This window comes from Bradyrhizobium sp. 21, assembly GCF_023073335.1.
Classification (GTDB): Bacteria; Pseudomonadota; Alphaproteobacteria; order Rhizobiales; family Xanthobacteraceae; genus Bradyrhizobium.
This window is the reverse complement of sequence record NZ_JADPJG010000012.1, coordinates 160,405-175,722: the sequence shown is the minus strand read 5'-3', so window position 1 is coordinate 175,722 and position 15,318 is coordinate 160,405. Positions and strand designations below refer to the sequence as shown.

The window sequence follows — 15,318 nt, the reverse complement described above, 5'->3', positions numbered from 1 at the left end:
GCGCGCAATGCTCGCGCCGCCGTATTGTTTGCATCGCAAGCACGGCGCCCTTAATCAGGACGGGCATCACCCTCGAGCCGAACGAGCCCGTTGTCAGAACCTTCCCCGAAAGACCCGGCGCCTGCCGACGACGTGGAGTCCGAGCCGCGGCCGGGCCGCGTGCGCAAGCCGATCGGCTGGTCGACGATCATGATCGCGGTGCTGGTGGCGGTGAGCGCGGCGCTGGTCTGGCGGCGTGACGGCACCGACGGCGTTCTCGAAATTCTGACCCACGATCTCTCGCTGTTCGGCGGCATCCTGCCGCGCGTGCTGGCCGGTTGCCTGCTCGGCGCGTTCATCTCCGAGATCTTGCCGCACGAAAAAGTCTCGCGCTCGCTCGGACCGAAATCCGGCCTGAAGGGCCTTCTGATCGGCACCGCCTTCGGCGCGATCCTGCCTGGCGGTCCCTTCACCGCCTATCCCGTCGCGAGCGCGCTGCTTGCGGTCGGCGCCGATTTCGGCGCCACCATCGCCATGGTCGTGAGCTGGACCCTGATCGGCTATGGCCGCGCGGTCGCCTGGGAAATCCCGATCATGGGCACCGACTTCACGTTGTGGCGGATATTGATCTCGCTGCCGCTGCCGGTGCTCGCCGGCGCCCTCGGCCGCTTCGTCTATGTCCGGATCTATCCGCAGCTGCCTGCGAAGGACGATGAGAATTGAGCGCCGCGCTTTTCATCGACATCCTACTGTGGGGCTCGGTCTTCGGCGTCGGCCTGATCGCCTTCCGCCGTGGCCCTCCGGTGTTCAAGGCCTCGCTGCGCGAGGGCTCGATGGACTTCATCAACATCGTGCCACGCATCGCCCTCGGCGTGATCGGCTCCGGCTACATCGCCGCCATCATCCCGCAGGAGGTGATCACCGGCTGGCTCGGGCCGGACAGCGGTTGGCTTGGGGTTGCGACCGCGGTGGTCGCCGGCGCTGCCACGCCCGGCGGGCCCGTGATCGGCTTCTCCATCGGCACCGTGGCGCTGAAGTCTGGCGGCGGGGTGCCGCAGGTGGTCGCTTATGTCGTCGCCTGGGCCCTGTTCGCCTTCCAACGGGTGATTTTGTGGGAAATCCCCTTCATGCCGGCCCGTTTCGTCTGGTTCCGCTGCGCGGTTTCGGTGCCGTTCCCGTTCCTGGCCGCCGCCATCGCGATGGTGATCGGCAAGCCCTGAGCCCGGCGTGGACAGCCGTAATGTTATAATATAACGTCTTCCGCATGGTTCCCGCCGCGTCCCACCCCCATCATCACGACCATGTTCATGGCCATTCTGACGGTGCCGACGGGCATTCGCACGGGCACGACCACAGCCACGCCCATGTCCACGATGCGGCCTCGCCGCATCCGGCCCAGGACGCGCCCTGGTCGATCCTGCGCATGACCATGGCCGGCCGCCTTGCGGCCGCATTGGCCGTCTGTGCCGTGCTGTGGAGCGTGGTCTTCCTGGCGATGAGGTGACCATGGCGGCCGTGCACTTCCACAACGTCACGCTCGGTTATGACCGTCACCCGGCCGTGCACCATCTCAACGGCGAGGTCGCGTCCGGCGCGCTGGTCGCCGTGATCGGTCCGAACGGCGCGGGGAAGTCGACGCTGCTGCGCGGCATCGTCGGCATCCTCAGGCCGCTCGACGGCAGCATCCATCTCGGCGGGCTCGATAGCAGGGACGTCGCCTATCTGCCGCAGAGTGTGGACATCGACCGCAGCTTCCCGATCTCGGTGTTCGATTTCGTCGGCACCGGCCTGTGGCGCGACGCCGGCCTGTTCGGCGGCATCGGCAAGGTCGCGCGCGGGAAGATCTTGCGGGCGATCGGCTCCGTCGCCCTCAATGGCTTCGAGAACCGCCCGATCGGCACGCTCTCGGGCGGGCAGATGCAGCGCGTGCTGTTCGCGCGCGTGTTGCTCCAGGATGCGCGCCTGATCGTGCTCGACGAGCCCTTCAACGCGATCGACAGCAAGACCACGGCCGACCTGCTCGCGCTGGTGAAGCACTGGCACGGTGAGGGCCGCACGGTGCTCGCCGCGCTGCACGACATGGAGATGGTGCGCGCCCATTTCAGCCAGACGCTGGTGCTGGCGCGCGGCCCCGTGGCGTGGGGACCGACCGCGGAGGTGCTGACGCCGGAAAATCTGATGGTCGCGATGCGGATGTGCGAGGCCTTCGACGACAGCGCGGCGGCCTGCGCGGCCGACGATGCTCCCTCGCGGGCGGCTTGACACCCCGATGGTCTATGACGCGCTGATCGGTCCGTTCACCGAATTCGAGTTCATGCGGCGCGCGCTCGCCGCCGTGATCGCGCTGTCGCTGGCGGGCGCGCCGATCGGCGTGTTCCTGATGCTGCGGCGGATGAGCCTGGTCGGCGACGCCATGGCGCATGCGATCCTGCCCGGGGCTGCCGTCGGCTTCCTGCTCTCCGGCCTCAACCTGTTCGCGATGACGGCCGGGGGCCTGATCGCGGGCTTTGCGGTGGCGATCCTGGCCGGGGTCGTCGCGCGCGCGACCGGGCTCAAGGAGGACGCCTCACTCGCGACCTTCTATCTGGCATCGCTGGCGCTGGGCGTCACCATCGTCTCGATCAAGGGCACCAATATCGACCTCTTGCACGTGCTGTTCGGCAACATCCTCGCGATGGACGACCAGACGCTGCTGGTCGTCGCCTTCAACGCCACCGTGACGTTGCTGGTGCTCGCGGTGATCTACCGGCCGCTGGTGATCGAGAGCGTCGACCCCCTGTTCCTGCGCACCGTGAGCCGCGCTGGGGGACCCGCGCATCTCGCCTTCCTCGCGCTCGTCGTGATCAATTTGGTCAACGGTTTTCAGGCGCTCGGTACGCTGCTGGCGGTCGGGCTGATGATCCTGCCGGCCGGCATCGCGCGGTTCTGGTCGCGCGATCTCACCGTCATGATCTGCATCGCGGTCGTCGCGGCCGCTGTCTCCGGTTATGCTGGCCTCGTGGTTTCGTTCCAGACGCGCGTGCCATCCGGGCCTGCGATCATTCTGGTGGCGAGTGGGCTCTACATCGTCTCCGTGCTGTTCGGCCGCGTCGGCGGCGTTGTCAGGCAGATGTTTCCCGGCCGGCATCTGGAAGCGTGACAGCGATGCGCTTCCTTTTGCTCCTTGCCTCGCTGCTGATCTCGCCGCTGCACGCCGCGGAGCGGCTCAACGTCGTCGCGAGCTTCTCGATCCTCGGCGATTTCGTCCGCAACGTTGGCGGTGACAAAATTAATCTGACGACCCTGGTCGGCGCCGACAGTGACGTGCACGTCTACACGCCCGCGCCCAGCGATGCGAAGCGGGTCGCGGATGCGAGGCTTGTCATTGTCAACGGGCTCGGCCTCGAGGGCTGGCTGCCGCGCCTGGTGCAGTCCGCAGGTAGCAAGGCGCAGGTAGTCACCGCGAGCGCAGGTATCGCGCCGCTCAAGCTCGGCTCGGCCGCCGATCCCCACGCCTGGCAGTCCGTCCTCAACGCCAAAATCTACGTGAGAGACATCGCCGATGCGCTGGCCGCGGCCGACCCGGATGACGCGGATTTCTTCCGCGTTCGGGCCAAGGCCTATCTGGAAAAGCTCGAAACGCTCGACCGGGAGGTCCGCGAGGCCGTGGGGAAGATCCCACTGGAGCGGCGCAAGGTGATCTCCACTCACGATGCCTTCGGCTATTTCGCCGCCGAATATGGCGTCCAGTTCATCGCGCCCCTGGGGGTCTCCACGGAAACCGAGCCCAGCGCGCGGGATATCGCGGGCATCATCGGCCAGATCAGGGCCCAGAAAATCCCGGCCGTTTTCCTGGAAAATATCAGCGACGACCGGCTGATCCGGCGGATCGCGGCGGAGACCGGCTCAAAGGTCGGCGGGACCCTGATTTCGGACGGTTTGACCGGCGAAAAGGGGTCTGCACCCACTTACATTGATATGGTCAGGCACAATATAAAGGCCCTGACCAGCGCGCTTGACCACTAGGGCAGGGGCCACCCCGCCTCGCGTCGCGCGAAAAGCCTGAAGTCCGGAGTTGTTATGTCTGAAGCGACCTCCCAAAAAATTCCCGTGACCGTCCTGACCGGCTATCTCGGTGCCGGCAAGACCACGCTGTTGAACCGCATCCTGTCGGAAAACCACGGCAAGAAATACGCCGTCATCGTCAACGAATTCGGCGAGATCGGCATCGACAACGACCTCATCATCGGCGCCGATGAGGAGGTGTTCGAAATGAACAACGGCTGCATCTGCTGCACCGTGCGCGGCGACCTCGTCCGCATCATGGACGGGTTGATGAAGCGCAAGGGCAAGTTCGACGCCATCATCGTCGAGACCACCGGCCTTGCCGATCCCGCGCCCGTCGCCCAGACCTTCTTCGTCGACGAGGACGTGCAGAAGAACGCCCGCCTCGACGCGGTCGTCACGGTTGCCGACGCCAAATGGCTGTCCGACCGGCTCAAGGACGCGCCCGAGGCCAAGAACCAGATCGCCTTTGCCGACGTCATCGTGCTGAACAAGACCGATCTCGTCACCAAGGCGGAGCTTGCCGAGGTTGAGGCCCGCATCCGCGCCATCAACCCCTATGCGAAGCTGCATCGCACCGAGCGCTGCTCGGTGGCTTTGGCCGACGTGCTCGACCGCGGCGCCTTCGACCTCGACCGCATCCTCGACATCGAGCCGGACTTTCTGAATGCCGACGATCATGACCACGATCATCACCATCACGATGGCCATGATCACCACCATGATCACGGTCACGGCCTGAAGCACTATCACGACGAGGACATGCAGTCGCTCTCGCTCAAGACCGACAAGCCGCTCGATCCGAACGTGTTCATGCCCTGGCTCCAGAATTTGGTGCAGGTGGAGGGCGGCAAGATCCTGCGCTCCAAGGGCATCCTCGCCTTCCACGACGATGACGACCGCTACGTCTTCCAAGGCGTCCACATGATGCTTGAAGGCAACCACCAGCGGAAATGGAAGGACGGCGAGCCGCGCCAGAGCCGCCTCGTCTTCATCGGCCGCGAATTGCCCGAAGAGCTCATTCGCACGGGCTTCGAAAGCTGCATCGTCTCGTGATGAAAGAGTTTACGCCGGCTCCCGATTCCACATCGATCGTTTCCGTCACCGACCGCGTCAAGCCGGTTACGCTCGGCATGGGCGTGACCGCGGTGCATTTCCTTGGGCCCCGCGCCGCCTTCGTCGGGGCCGAGGAGAACGTCGCCTTCGTCGATAGCCAGGGCGAGATCGGCACGGTCGCCGTTCACAGCGGCGGCATTCTCTCCGTCGCGTCCGACGGCAAGCGTCTCGTCATGGGCGGCGACGACGGCAAGGTCGTATCGCTCGATCCCAAGGGCGAGGTGACGCTGCTTGCGACCGACCCGAAGCGGCGCTGGATCGATGCGGTGGCCCTGCATCCGGACGGTGCCTTCGCCTGGTCGGCCGGCAAGACGGCCATCGTCAAGAGCGGGAAGGAAGACGAGAAATCGATCGAGGTGCCCTCGACCGTGGGCGGCCTTGCGTTCGCCCCGAAGGGCCTGCGGCTCGCGATCGCCCATTATAACGGCGCGACGCTGTGGTTTCCGAACATGGCGGGATCGGCGGAATTCCTGCCCTGGGCCGGCTCGCATCTCGGCGTCACCTTCAGCCCGGACAACAAATTTCTGGTCACCACGATGCACGAGTCGGCGCTGCACGGCTGGCGGCTTGCCGACAACAGGCACATGCGCATGACCGGCTATCCCGGTCGTGTCCGTTCGATGTCCTGGAGCGCCGGTGGCAAGGCGCTGGCAACGTCGGGCGCCGACAGTGTCATCCTGTGGCCGTTCGCCAGCAAGGACGGCCCGATGGGCAAGGAGCCCGCGATGCTCGCGCCGCTGCAGGCGCGCGTGTCGGTGGTTGCCTGCCATCCGAAGAACGACATCTTCGCCGCCGGCTACAGCGACGGCACCGTGCTGATGGTGCGGCTCGAGGACGGCGCGGAAATCCTGGTCCGCCGCAACGGCACGCCGCCGGCCGCCGCAATCGCCTGGAACGCCAAGGGCACGCTGCTGGCGTTCGCCGACGAAAATGGGGATGGCGGTCTTCTGGAGCTATAATCTGTCATCGTTCTGACCGTATAGGGGACCATGCGGTTTCTAACGACCTTCCAGATTGCAGACTTCGCGGACACCCTCGTCAGCCTGTTCACGGCCTTCGTGCTGGGCACGCTGATCGGCGCCGAGCGGCAGTACCGCCAGCGCACCGCGGGCCTGCGCACCAATGTGCTGGTCGCGGTCGGCGCCGCCGCCTTCGTCGATCTCGCCATGCACCTGACCGGCGCCGACGGCGCGGTGCGGGTGATCTCCTACGTCGTGTCCGGCATCGGCTTCCTCGGCGCCGGCGTCATCATGAAGCAGGGCATGGACGTCCGCGGGCTCAACACCGCGGCGACGCTGTGGGCTTCGGCCGCGGTCGGCTCCTGTGCCGGGGCCGACATGATCGCGCAAGCTGCGGCGCTCACCGTTTTCGTCATCGCCGGCAACACGCTGCTGCGCCCGCTGGTCAACGCCATCAACCGCATTCCGCTGAACGAGAAGACCTCGGAAGCGACCTACTATTTCAAGCTCGCGGTCGCGGCGGATGCCTTGCCTGATATGCGCGACCGGCTGGTCGAGAAGCTCGAGAGCGCGAAATATCCGGTGGCCGATGTCGACGTCGTCGAGATCGGGGAAGATATGCTTGAAATCGTCGCAAAGCTGGTCGCAACAGCGGTCGACCCGAACGAGCTGAACAATGTGGCGACCGACCTCCAGCACCTGCCGGGCGTGCGGCATGCGACTTGGGAAATCAGCACCACAGACTAGCCGGGCGGGCTGGAGCGCCGATGGATGGTTCCCGACTGGCACGGAACCCGTCGGCCCCCATTTCGTTGATCCCTTGAACAAAAGCGGTGATCGACATGACCGGCAACGACAAGCGTAGACTGAAACTAGATTTCATCATCGCCTGCTCGCTGCTGACGGCGGGCGTCGCGATCTCAGGCGTGTCGATCGCGCAGATTCGCGCCGAGGGCCGCATGGAACTGGCGCAGGCCACGCCGCCACTGCAGGGCACGCCGTCTACCGATCAGGACAAGACCCCTGCGGAAGCAAAGCCCGGCGGCGACCGGCCGACCACGCCAGCCCCCGAACCCGCACGCCCCGATCCGCAGACGCAAGGCGCGGCGAAGCCGGCACTGCCGCCTGCCCCCGCCGAGAAGGTGGCCCCCCCGATTCAGCAGAAGTAGGGCACGCCCACTATGTCTGCTGTATAATCCGGAAATGGAAATCGGCCTGCAGCCCCACAGGATCACTCCATGCCGACCGCGAGCCTGGCCCCTCTCGACGAGACCATTTCGATCGCAGAGCTCGCGCGCGATCCCTATCCGATCTACAGGCGGCTGAGGCGCGAAGCGCCCGTGCTGCGGGTCAAATCCGTGGGCCGCACCTTCCTCACCAAGGCGGCCGACACGAAATACGTGAAGGACAACGCGGCGCTATTCAGCTCCGACGACCCCAACACTCCGATGAAGCGCGCCTTCCTGGCCCATACGCTGATGCGCAAGGACCACGATGAGCACCGGAGCGAGCGGATGGCGATGATGCCGGCTCTGATGCCGAAGACGATCGAGGCCGTCTGGACACCGCTCTATGCGAAACTGGCCGGCGCGTATCTCGACCGTCTGCCCCGCGGCGAGGTGGTCGATCTCTTCCCCACGCTCGCGGGACCGATTGCCGCGCGCATTCTGGCCCATGCCATGGGCGTTCCGGACGCGAGCGATGAGGACATGCAGCGATGGTCCCAGACCCTTATCGACGGCGCCGGCAATTTCGGCTGGACGCCGGGGCCTTTCGAAGCAAGCGACCTTGCCAATGCGCAGATGGATGAATGCATCCGTGCCAATATCGAACGCGTGCGCATCGAACCGGATTCCTCTGCGCTGTCCTTCATGGTGAATGCGGCCAATCCGATTGCCGAAAGTCAGATGATCGCCAACGTCAAGATTGCGATCGGGGGTGGCATCAACGAGCCGCGTGATGCGCTGCTGACGATCATCTACGGCTTGCTGACGAACCCGGACCAGCTTGAAGCCGTCCGGCAAGGCGGCAAATGGCGATCTGCTTTCGAGGAAGGCGTAAGGTGGGTGGCGCCGATCCAGGCGAGTTCGCGGCTCGTCATGGAAGACACCGAGATTCGCGGCTGCTTCATCCCGAAGGGCGATACGGTGATGACGATACAGGCGTCCGCCAACCGGGACGAGGAGGTCTTCGAGGACGGCGAGCACTACAACGCCTTGCGCGAACCCACTCCTCATCAGGCCTTTGGCAACGGCCCGCATCACTGCGCGGGCGCACACCTGTCGCGGCGCACGGTCGGCGCCATCCTTCTCCCCATGCTGTTCGAGCGCTTCCCCCGTATGTCGCTGCCGGATCCCGCGGGCGTTCGCTGGCACGGATTCGGTTTCCGTGGCCCGCTCAATATGCCGGTTCTGCTGCAATAGGGCTGACCGGACGCGATCTTCGTCAGCGCTGTCAGAGACGGCGCTCTGGATGGGTGATGATGCCGTCCTGCCACTGTTTTGCCCGAGGCGTCGAATCAGTTTTGCAAAAACCGAAAAATGGGCTCGGCGTGCGAAGGCGGGCCATCCAGCATTCGAGAGACCGCGCGACTCAGAGAAGCCGCAGCATACTAAATGCCCCCTTTCGCGGGCATGACAGCAGCGGGTGCGCGCCTACAGTGCATGGGGTTGTTTCGCTGTTTTTGATTTTCGATGCGCCGACGCCTGACGCTACCGCACCAGCACGTTCCGGAACTGCCAGGGATCGCTCGTGTCGATGTCCTCCGGGAACAGTCGCGGGCGATCCGTCAGCGGGGTCCAGTCGGTGTAAAAACCCTTCACCGGGCCGAGATACGGCAGCTGGATTTCCAGCAGGCGATCGAAATCCATCTCGTCGGCTTCGACGATGCCTTCGTTCGGGTTTTCCAGCGCCCACACCATGCCGCCGAGCACGGCGGAGGTCACCTGCAGGCCGGTGGCGTTCTGGTAGGGCGCGAGCTTGCGGGTCTCTTCGATGGAGAGCTGCGAGCCGTACCAATAGGCATTGTTGTCATGGCCGAACAGCAGCACGCCGAGCTCGTCGATGCCGTCGACGATTTCGTTCTCGTCGAGAATGTGGTGCTTGTCCTGCATCTTCGCGGCACGGCCGAACATTTCATGCAGCGACAGCACGGCATCGTCGGCCGGATGATAGGCATAGTGGCACGTCGGCCGATAGACCGCCTTCCCTGATGCGTCACGCACCGTGAAGTAATCGGAGATCGAGATCGATTCGTTGTGGGTGACGAGGAAGCCATATTGCGCGCCGCGGGTCGGGCACCAGGTGCGCACGCGCGTATTGGCACCGGGCTGCATCAGATAGATGGCAGCGCCGCAGCCGGCTTCGTGGGTGTGCGCGTTCTCGGGCATCCATTTTTCATGGGTGCCCCAGCCGAGTTCGGATGGCTGCACGCCTTCCGACAGAAAACCTTCCACCGACCAGGTGTTGACGAAAACGTCAGGATCTTTCGGCTTCTTCGAGCGCTGGGTGTCGCGTTCGGCGATGTGGACGCCCTTGATCCCGGCCTGCCGCATCAGATCAGCCCATTCGGCCTTGGTCTTCGGCTTGGGGGCATTGAGCTTCAGATCGGCGGCGACATTGAGCAGCGCCTGCTTGACGAAAAAGGAGACCATGCCGGGATTGGCGCCACAGCACGAGACCGCCGTCGTCGAGCCTGCGGGGCGCGCCTTCTTGGCGGCCAGCGTCACTTCGCGAAGTGCGTAATTGGAGCGCGCTTCCGGGCCCTTCGAGGCATCGAAATAGAAGCCGAGCCACGGCTCGTTGACGGTGTCGATATAGAGAGCGCCAAGCTCGTTGCAGAGCTCCATGATGTCGGTGGAGCCGGTATCGACCGAGAGATTGACGCAAAAACCCTGGCCGCCGCCTTCGGTGAGCAGCGGGGTCAGCAATTCGCGGTAATTGTCTCTGGTCACGGCCTTCTGGATGAAGCGGACATTCTGCTTCTCGCAATGCGCCTTGCGGCCCTCGTCCTTGGGATCGATCACGGTGACGCGCGACTTGTCGTAGTCGAGATGCCGCTCGATCAGCGGCAGCGTGCCTTTGCCGATGGAGCCGAAGCCGACCATGACGATGGGACCGGTGATCTTCGCGTAGATCTGCGGGGTGGGGCTCATGGATGGTTTCTCCGGAACGTGCTGGCGGACAAAAGGTGAGGGGTGGATCAGGCGCTGCGGCGCTTTTCAGATGCTGCGGCGCTTGGCGGTCGCTTCGATTTCGACCTTCATCTCGGGCTTGGCGAGGGCGGTGACGACCAGCAACGTCGCCGCCGGCCTGATGTCACCGAGAACCTCACCGCAGACGGCGAAGTGGGCATCGATGTAGCCGGCGTCGGTGACGTAGTAGGTCGCACGGACGATATCGGCCATCTCGAAACCGCCCTCCTTCAGGGCGGCTTCGATGGTCTTGAAGCAGTTGCGTGACTGGCTCGTGACATCTGAAGGCATCGACATCGTGGTGTAGTCATAGCCGGTGGTTCCCGCGACGAAGGCAAAATCGCCGTCGATCACGGCGCGGCTGTAGCCGACCGTCTTTTCGAGAGGAGAGCCGGTGGAGATCAGGCGACGGGACATGGGTTCGGCCTCGACTGAAAGGGGGGAATTCGTGGGGTTAAAGGGCGTTTCCGGGGCTCGCGCAACCCCAAACCAAGGGAGCCTGGCGCAGGCGCGGCCGGGTGCTGCCGCTTAACGCGGCTTCGGTCGTCGCCGTCATGGCAATCCCTTAGGCCGCGTGCGCCTGGAGGGGGCGAACGAACCTCCGTTTGGAAAGAGCAGCGCCAGTCGGAACGATCATCCCCTCGGCGCCATCGAGGGCACCGTCGGCGAATTCGATCGCGAGCAGACGGTCGCGCTCGAACGGGCCGGGCAGCGACAGCCCGCCGGTCTTCTCGCCCGTGAAGCCGAAGCGGGCGTAATAGGGGGCATCGCCGAGCAGGATTACGGCTTCATGCCCGCGCGCCCGGGCGGCGGCCAGCGCTTGTTGCATCAGCGCGGCGCCAATCCCGAGCTCGCGGCAGGCAGGGTCCACCGCCAGCGGTCCGAGGACCAGAGCGGGCCTGCCTCCGGCGCTGACGTGCCAGAGACGCACGGTTCCCACGAGCTTTCCCTCACGCACGGCAGCCAGCGCGAGGCCGGCAGCAGGTGCGCGTCCGTCGCGCAGGCGCTGGCAGGTGCGGCCATGGCGGGTCTCGCCAAAGCTGGCATCCAGCAGCGCTTCACGCATTGCGACGTCGGCAGCACGCTCCGCACGGATCGCGAACGGAGCGGCATTCGAAGTGAGGTCAACCCGTGTCTTCCGAAAAGCAGTCATCGCGTCAGTCCCCGCTTGAACTGGCGTGCGAGAAGCACGCCGGCTCAAGACGTCGTCAGATCGAAATGTCAGGGAAGGAGCCGGCAAGCCGGCTCCCGGGTTCGTCAGGCCTCCGAAATGGAGGCAGCTTAGATGTGGTACGTCTTGAGCGGCGGGATGCCGTTGAACGCCACCGCCGAGTAGGTCGACGTATAGGCCCCGGTGCCTTCGATCAGCAGCTTGTCGCCGATCTCGAGCGTGACGGGAAGCGGATACGGGCTCTTCTCGTACAGCACGTCGGCGCTGTCGCAGGTCGGACCTGCGAGCACGCACGGCGTCATGTCCGCGCCGTCATGGGGGGTGCGGATGGCGTAACGGATCGACTCGTCCATCGTCTCGGCGAGACCGCCGAACTTGCCGATGTCGAGATAGACCCAGCGCACCTCGTCCTCGTCGCTCTTCTTCGAGATCAGCACGACCTCGGATTCGATGATGCCGGCATTGCCCACCATGCCGCGACCCGGCTCGATGATGGTTTCCGGAATCTGGTTGCCGAAGTGCTTGCGCAGCGCGCGGAAGATCGACCGGCCGTAGGTGACCACCGGCGGCACGTCCTTCAGGTACTTGGTCGGGAAACCGCCGCCCATGTTGACCATGGTCAGGTTGATGCCGCGCTCGGCGCAGTCACGGAACACCTGCGAGGCCATCGCCAGCGCACGGTCCCACGCCTTCACCTTGCGCTGCTGCGAGCCGACATGGAACGAGATGCCGCACGGCTCCAGGCCCAGACCCTTGGCGACGTCGAGCACGTCGACGGCCATCTCCGGATCGCAGCCGAACTTGCGCGACAGCGGCCATTCGGCGCCGGCGCAGTCGTAGAGGATGCGGCAGAACACTTTTGCGCCGGGAGCGGCACGGGCGACCTTCTCGACCTCGGCTGTGCAATCCACGGCGAACAGCCGAATGCCGAGCGCGAAGGCGCGCGCGATGTCGCGCTCCTTCTTGATCGTGTTGCCGAAGGAAATGCGGTCGGGCGTCGCACCCGCGGCCAGCGCCATCTCGATCTCGGCGACCGTCGCGGTGTCGAAGCAGGAGCCCATGGAGGCGAGCAAGGCCAGCACTTCCGGCGCCGGGTTCGCCTTGACCGCATAGAACACGCGGCTGTCGGGCAGCGCCTTGGCGAAGGTCTGGTAATTGTCGCGCACGACTTCGAGGTCGACGACGAGGCAAGGCTCGGTGTCGAGGCCCTCGCTGCGGCGGTTGCGCAGGAATTCCTGGATACGATCGGTCATAGCACTCTCCCAAACGGCCCAGCGACGGGGATCCGCTCAAAAAAATAGCGTCGGATATGAGCGCTCCGGCCAGATCGCGCGATGGAGGCGCGACAAAGCCACGAGACTCAAACCAGACTGTGCTGCCGTGGATTGGTTGGGAATGTTCCCGCCCGCACACCTGGCAATGAAGGACAAGCCTTTTCAGTAGCCCGCGCCGGCGTTGGACCGCCGGTAGAGACCAAAAAAGCCCGATCCGTCGTTGCTTTAAGTCGCGTCCCCCGTTGAGAGCGGGGTGCGCCGGTTCGCCTCCGGCTGCCAGTCACGGTTGCAAAAAGTGAAGTCACCTTCGACAAGGCATCTCTTTGAGAGAGATGCTGGACGCTCCGGGTTTGCCTTCAGTCTTCTGGCAATGAGCCTTCCAACTTCCGCACTTCCGAAGAGCCCCTCGGCTTCTTCACCCCTTGGCGGCTGTCCGGCCTCTTGTCCGGATACCTACCGACTGACACACGACCACAGGCACGTGCGAAATTGGGCAAGACCGCACATAAGGGTTTTGACTCTGCTTCGCAAGATTTTTTTTAGGCTGCGGAGAGAATTGCCTAACATCTGCTTGCGCAGTGTTGCGCGAGCGACGCGGAAGATGAACGCGCGTTAAGTTTTCTGCGCGCGCGTGTCTCTCGCACGCGGGAGAAGCGTCAGCCGCGCTTCGTGAAGGGCTCGACGCGCTGAGCTGCGCGGATGAAGGCCGTCATCACGAGCACGCCGAGCGCAAACAGCGCGGCCTGAAGGATGTGCGCGCCCTGATCGCCGAGCCCGAACAGGATCGCAAGCGCCCAGCCGCCGGCAAACGCGGCGCCGAACACTTCCGCGCCGATCAGGATGGCGGCGCTGATGACAGTGATGACGCTGGGCCAGACGATCTGACGGGAAGATGAGGAAGGCGCGTTCATGAGCTCGGGGGTCCCTAGGCTTGGAGGGCCGCAATCTCCCCGAAAAGGCGGCCGGGGGCAAGGCCAAATGGCCCAAAAAAGCCCCATCGCATGCTATAGCTGGCCGCAACAATCGAGCCACAAAAATCGGGACGTGTGATGTCAGAACCCCGCCAAACTACGGACTCCGAGACCAACCCGCTGCTGAAGGCCTGGGTGACGCCGTTTGCGACCCCGCCCTTCGACGAGATCAAGCCGGACCACTTCCTCCCGGCCTTCGAGCAGGCCTTCGCCGACCACTCCGCCGAGATCGCGGCGATCGCCAATGATCCGGCCGCAGCCGACTTCGCCAACACAATCACGGCGCTGGAGCGTTCGGGCAAGCTGCTGAACAGGATCGCGCCGGTGTTCTACGACCTCGTCTCGGCGCACTCCAATCCGGCCATCCTGGAAATCGACAAGGAGGTTTCCTTGCGGATGGCACGGCACTGGAATCCGATCATGATGAACGCCGTGCTGTTTGGCCGCATCGCCCAGCTGCACGAGAACCGCGCCAATCTCGCTCTCGACCCGGAGCAGCTCCGCCTGCTGGAGCGCACCTACACCCGCTTCCATCGCGCCGGCGCCGGCCTCGCCGAGGAGGCAAAGATGCGGATGGCGGAGATCAACGAGAGGCTCGCCCAGCTCGGCACGGGCTTCAGCCATCATCTGCTCGGCGACGAGCAGGAGTGGTTCATGGAGCTCGGCGAGGCCGACCGTCAGGGCCTGCCGGAGAGTTTCGTCGCCGCCGCCAAGGCTGCGGCGGAAGAACGCGGCATGGCCGGCAAGGCCATCGTGACGCTGTCGCGTTCCTCGGTCGAGCCGTTCCTGAAGAGCTCGGCCAGGCGTGACCTGCGCGAGAAGGTCTACAAGGCCTTCACCGCGCGTGGCGACAACGGCAATTCCAATGACAACAACACGACCATCGTCGAGATACTGAAGCTGCGCGAGGAAAGCGCCAATCTCCTGGGCTATCCGACCTTCGCCGCCTACCGGCTCGAGGATTCCATGGCCAAGACCCCGGAAGCGGTGCGGAGTCTTTTGGAGCGCGTCTGGAAGCCGGCTCGCGCCCGCGCGCTCGCCGACCGCGACGACATGCAGGCGCTGATCACGGCAGAGGGCGGCAATTTCAAGCTCGCCTCCTGGGACTGGCGCTTCTATGCCGAAAAGCTTCGCCTCCAGCGGGCCAATTTCGACGATGCCGCGATCAAGCCCTATCTCACGCTCGACAATATGATCGCCGCCGCCTTCGACTGCGCCACGCGCTTGTTCGGCATCACCTTCGTGGAGCGCAAGGACGTTCCGGTCTGGCACCCGGATGTCCGGGTCTGGGAGGTGAAGGGCAAGGACGGCAGGCACAAGGCGCTGTTCTATGGCGACTACTTCGCCCGGCCGTCGAAGCGCTCCGGCGCCTGGATGGGCTCGCTGCGCGACCAGCAGAAGCTCGACGGCGAGATCGCGCCGCTGGTCATGAACGTCTGCAACTTCTCCAAGGGGGCCGAGGGCGAGCCCTCGCTGCTATCGCCCGACGACGCTCGCACGTTGTTCCACGAGCTCGGCCACGGCCTGCACGGCATGCTCTCCAATGTGACCTATCCGTCGCTGTCCGGCACCTCCGTGTTCACCGACTTCGTAGAGCTGCCCTCGCAGCTC

Annotated in this window: 17 protein-coding genes; 12 read left to right on the top strand and 5 right to left on the bottom strand. The window is 64.8% G+C overall.

Annotated features, from left to right (window positions below):
- Nucleotides 1-90: 90 nt before the first annotated feature.
- The 11 genes from IVB31_RS14685 to IVB31_RS14635 all read left to right on the top strand — a co-directional run bounded on the left by IVB31_RS14685 (nt 91) and on the right by IVB31_RS14635 (nt 8,521).
- On the top strand, nt 91-702 hold the full coding sequence (locus tag IVB31_RS14685; protein ID WP_247323294.1) for a permease: 612 nt from the start codon (nt 91-93) through the stop codon (nt 700-702).
- On the top strand, nt 699-1,199 hold the full coding sequence (locus tag IVB31_RS14680; protein WP_247323292.1) for a hypothetical protein: 501 nt from the start codon (nt 699-701) through the stop codon (nt 1,197-1,199). The genes IVB31_RS14685 and IVB31_RS14680 overlap by 4 nt, the downstream gene beginning before the upstream one ends.
- A gap of 44 nt (nt 1,200-1,243) precedes the next feature.
- Entirely contained in the window at nt 1,244-1,483 is a 240-nt protein-coding gene (locus tag IVB31_RS14675) for a hypothetical protein (protein ID WP_247323290.1), read from the top strand.
- Between the two features lie 2 nt (nt 1,484-1,485).
- Nucleotides 1,486-2,241 carry an ABC transporter ATP-binding protein gene (locus IVB31_RS14670; RefSeq protein ID WP_247323288.1) on the top strand — a complete coding sequence of 252 codons (756 nt, stop codon included), beginning with the start codon at nt 1,486-1,488 and terminating at the stop codon, nt 2,239-2,241.
- Nucleotides 2,242-2,248: 7 nt separating this feature from the next.
- Nucleotides 2,249-3,118: a metal ABC transporter permease gene (locus tag IVB31_RS14665; RefSeq protein WP_247323286.1), complete on the top strand. Its 870-nt coding sequence runs from the start codon at nt 2,249-2,251 to the stop codon at nt 3,116-3,118.
- A gap of 5 nt (nt 3,119-3,123) precedes the next feature.
- Nucleotides 3,124-3,984 carry a zinc ABC transporter substrate-binding protein gene (locus IVB31_RS14660; protein WP_247323284.1) on the top strand — a complete coding sequence of 287 codons (861 nt, stop codon included), beginning with the start codon at nt 3,124-3,126 and terminating at the stop codon, nt 3,982-3,984.
- Nucleotides 3,985-4,038: 54 nt separating this feature from the next.
- Complete coding sequence (locus IVB31_RS14655; RefSeq protein ID WP_247323282.1) at nt 4,039-5,079, top strand: GTP-binding protein; 1,041 nt, start codon at nt 4,039-4,041, stop codon at nt 5,077-5,079.
- A complete protein-coding gene (locus IVB31_RS14650) occupies nt 5,079-6,098 on the top strand; it encodes a WD40 repeat domain-containing protein (RefSeq protein WP_247323716.1) in 1,020 nt (339 codons plus the stop codon). Before IVB31_RS14655 ends, IVB31_RS14650 begins: the two co-directional genes overlap by 1 nt.
- Before the next feature lie 30 nt (nt 6,099-6,128).
- The gene (locus IVB31_RS14645) at nt 6,129-6,845 is read left to right on the top strand and encodes an MgtC/SapB family protein (protein WP_247323280.1); all 717 of its coding nucleotides are present in this window, start codon (nt 6,129-6,131) and stop codon (nt 6,843-6,845) included.
- Between the two features lie 95 nt (nt 6,846-6,940).
- Nucleotides 6,941-7,267: a hypothetical protein gene (locus IVB31_RS14640; protein WP_247323713.1), complete on the top strand. Its 327-nt coding sequence runs from the start codon at nt 6,941-6,943 to the stop codon at nt 7,265-7,267.
- A 69-nt stretch (nt 7,268-7,336) separates the two neighbouring features.
- A complete protein-coding gene (locus IVB31_RS14635) occupies nt 7,337-8,521 on the top strand; it encodes a cytochrome P450 (RefSeq protein WP_247323278.1) in 1,185 nt (394 codons plus the stop codon).
- Between the two features lie 288 nt (nt 8,522-8,809).
- Here IVB31_RS14635 and IVB31_RS14630 read toward each other — a convergent pair whose 3' ends face one another.
- From IVB31_RS14630 to IVB31_RS14610, 5 genes are all read right to left on the bottom strand, one after another.
- Complete coding sequence (locus tag IVB31_RS14630; RefSeq protein ID WP_247323275.1) at nt 8,810-10,252, bottom strand: homospermidine synthase; 1,443 nt, start codon at nt 10,250-10,252, stop codon at nt 8,810-8,812.
- 66 nt (nt 10,253-10,318) lie between these two features.
- Complete coding sequence (locus tag IVB31_RS14625) at nt 10,319-10,708, bottom strand: RidA family protein (protein ID WP_247323274.1); 390 nt, start codon at nt 10,706-10,708, stop codon at nt 10,319-10,321.
- A gap of 148 nt (nt 10,709-10,856) precedes the next feature.
- Nucleotides 10,857-11,444, bottom strand: coding sequence for an N-acetyltransferase (locus IVB31_RS14620; protein WP_247323272.1), 588 nt, complete (start codon nt 11,442-11,444; stop codon nt 10,857-10,859).
- Nucleotides 11,445-11,572: 128 nt separating this feature from the next.
- Complete coding sequence (locus IVB31_RS14615; RefSeq protein WP_247323269.1) at nt 11,573-12,715, bottom strand: type III PLP-dependent enzyme; 1,143 nt, start codon at nt 12,713-12,715, stop codon at nt 11,573-11,575.
- 677 nt (nt 12,716-13,392) lie between these two features.
- Complete coding sequence (locus tag IVB31_RS14610) at nt 13,393-13,647, bottom strand: hypothetical protein (protein ID WP_247323266.1); 255 nt, start codon at nt 13,645-13,647, stop codon at nt 13,393-13,395.
- 138 nt (nt 13,648-13,785) lie between these two features.
- Between IVB31_RS14610 and IVB31_RS14605 the strand changes: the two genes are divergently transcribed.
- On the top strand, nt 13,786-15,318 hold a 1,533-nt coding region (locus IVB31_RS14605), incomplete at its 3' end, for a M3 family metallopeptidase (protein ID WP_247323264.1).

Coding starts and splice junctions, on each gene's coding strand:
- IVB31_RS14675 (WP_247323290.1), top strand. CDS start 1,244: ATGGTTCCCGCCGCGTCCCACCCCCATCATCACGACCATGTTCATGGC.
- IVB31_RS14670 (WP_247323288.1), top strand. CDS start 1,486: ATGGCGGCCGTGCACTTCCACAACGTCACGCTCGGTTATGACCGTCAC.
- IVB31_RS14665 (WP_247323286.1), top strand. CDS start 2,249: ATGGTCTATGACGCGCTGATCGGTCCGTTCACCGAATTCGAGTTCATG.
- IVB31_RS14660 (WP_247323284.1), top strand. CDS start 3,124: ATGCGCTTCCTTTTGCTCCTTGCCTCGCTGCTGATCTCGCCGCTGCAC.
- IVB31_RS14655 (WP_247323282.1), top strand. CDS start 4,039: ATGTCTGAAGCGACCTCCCAAAAAATTCCCGTGACCGTCCTGACCGGC.
- IVB31_RS14650 (WP_247323716.1), top strand. CDS start 5,079: ATGAAAGAGTTTACGCCGGCTCCCGATTCCACATCGATCGTTTCCGTC.
- IVB31_RS14645 (WP_247323280.1), top strand. CDS start 6,129: ATGCGGTTTCTAACGACCTTCCAGATTGCAGACTTCGCGGACACCCTC.
- IVB31_RS14640 (WP_247323713.1), top strand. CDS start 6,941: ATGACCGGCAACGACAAGCGTAGACTGAAACTAGATTTCATCATCGCC.
- IVB31_RS14635 (WP_247323278.1), top strand. CDS start 7,337: ATGCCGACCGCGAGCCTGGCCCCTCTCGACGAGACCATTTCGATCGCA.
- IVB31_RS14630 (WP_247323275.1), bottom strand. CDS start 10,252: ATGAGCCCCACCCCGCAGATCTACGCGAAGATCACCGGTCCCATCGTC.
- IVB31_RS14625 (WP_247323274.1), bottom strand. CDS start 10,708: ATGTCCCGTCGCCTGATCTCCACCGGCTCTCCTCTCGAAAAGACGGTC.
- IVB31_RS14620 (WP_247323272.1), bottom strand. CDS start 11,444: ATGACTGCTTTTCGGAAGACACGGGTTGACCTCACTTCGAATGCCGCT.
- IVB31_RS14615 (WP_247323269.1), bottom strand. CDS start 12,715: ATGACCGATCGTATCCAGGAATTCCTGCGCAACCGCCGCAGCGAGGGC.
- IVB31_RS14610 (WP_247323266.1), bottom strand. CDS start 13,647: ATGAACGCGCCTTCCTCATCTTCCCGTCAGATCGTCTGGCCCAGCGTC.